At 69.6% G+C, this 1,530-nt stretch carries 2 protein-coding genes; both read right to left on the bottom strand.

Annotation, left to right across the window (positions count from 1 at the left end; translation table 11 throughout):
* The coding region (locus CON76_RS12515) for a PAS domain-containing protein (RefSeq protein WP_145995469.1) at positions 1 to 755 on the bottom strand (755 nt) is incomplete at its 3' end.
* A 161-nt stretch (positions 756 to 916) separates the two neighbouring features.
* Positions 917 to 1,530 (bottom strand): CZB domain-containing protein (locus CON76_RS12510; protein WP_169929066.1); only part of this gene is annotated, 614 nt, incomplete at its 5' end.

Below are 1,530 nucleotides of genomic sequence, written 5' to 3'. Positions count from 1 at the left end.
AGCTGCAGCTGGCCCATCTCGCCGCTCTTGTCCACGGTGACAAACTGCGACAAGTCACCCCCGGCGATGCGGTTGGCGGTCTGGACCACCTCGCCAATCGGGCGGATGACGAGGGCCCACGCCCCCAGCATGGCGCTGCCCGCGCCCGCCAGCGCCGCCAGCCCCACCGCCCAGCCCGGAGCCTGGGCCCAGCCCGCCACAGCGGGCAAGGCGGCCGCCCACAGCGACAGCAGGCCCAGCTTGCCGTGCAGTTGCGGGCGCAAGGCACGCCCCAGCGCGGCCAGACCGCCGGTGCGGCGCACCTGGCCGTGGTGCAGCACATGGATGCGGCGCCCGGCGGCGGCCTCGGCGCGCATGGTGGCGTAGAGCTGTTCGTAGGCCTGCACCTCTTCGGGCTGGGGCTTGGTGCGCACCGAGAAGTAGCCCACCACCTGGTCGCCCTTGCGCATGGGCGAGGCGTTGGCGCGCACCCAGTAGTAGTCGCCGTTCTTGCGCCGGTTCTTGACCAGCGCGCTCCAGGGCAGACCGTCCTCGTGGATGGTCTTCCACATATCCCTGAAGGCCTCCTCGGGCATGTCGGGGTGGCGCACCAGGTTGTGGGGCTGGCCCAGCAGTTCCTCGCGCGCAAAGCCGCTGACCGAGATAAAGTTGCTGTTGCAGTAGGTGATGCGTCCCTTCAGATCGGTGACGGAGATCAGCGTCTGGTCGGCGGGAAAGTCGTACCCGTTCTGGGTAACCGGCAGGTTGGTGCGCATGGGGGTAGCAGGTGGGTCAGGAGCGTCGGCGGTATCGGCAACCAGGTGACGTGCGGTGGGGCTATTCTCGTACTTTTTTGTTCAAGTCCACACCTGCGGGCCGGTGTTTTGGCGCCGAAAAACCGCACATTTGACCCACCTTATCAAACCCAGCACATCGCTTAGAAGGTGGTCCAATCGCCTTGCGCCGAGGGCTCGACCCGCACCGGCTGCGCCCCGGCCCGGGCGGCGGGAGCTGGTGTGCGCGCAGCACTGCGGGGCGCCACAGGAGCGGCAGCGGCGGCCTTGGGCGCCGACGCGGGGCCACCACCTTGGACGTGCTGTTGCAGCTCGTGCAGCAGCAGCATGGTCTGCTGGCCGGCCTGGTGAAAGGAGGCACCGGGCTCCAGCGTGCGCTGGGCCTGCTCAAAGTGCTGCTGGTTGATCAGGTCGCCCACCTTGCCCGCCTCCTGGTGGAAGGCGCGGTGCTGCTGCACCAGCGCGCTGAAGGCGGGCACCGTGCCCCAGCGGCCCTTGGCGGGGCCGTGCAGCCACTGGCCCAGCTTGCAGCAGTCGTCGCGGCGCAGGGTGTCCACGTCCACCTTGAGGCGGCGCTGGATGGCGTTGCGCAGCGTGATGCGCCACTGCTGGTGCACGGCGCGGGCCTGCCCGAAGTCGAGCTCGGCCGGGTCGCTGCCGGTTTTCTCGACGCTGCTGGCGGCGCTGCGGCGCAGCTCCACGGCGTCGGTCTCGGCCAGCGTGGTGTCGTTGTCGGCCAGGCGGAACACGCGGATGC

Origin of the sequence: Macromonas bipunctata (assembly GCF_002837135.1) — a bacterium.
Taxonomy (GTDB): Bacteria; Pseudomonadota; Gammaproteobacteria; order Burkholderiales; family Burkholderiaceae_C; genus Macromonas_A; species Macromonas_A bipunctata.
This window is presented reverse-complemented; position numbering and strand designations above follow the sequence as displayed.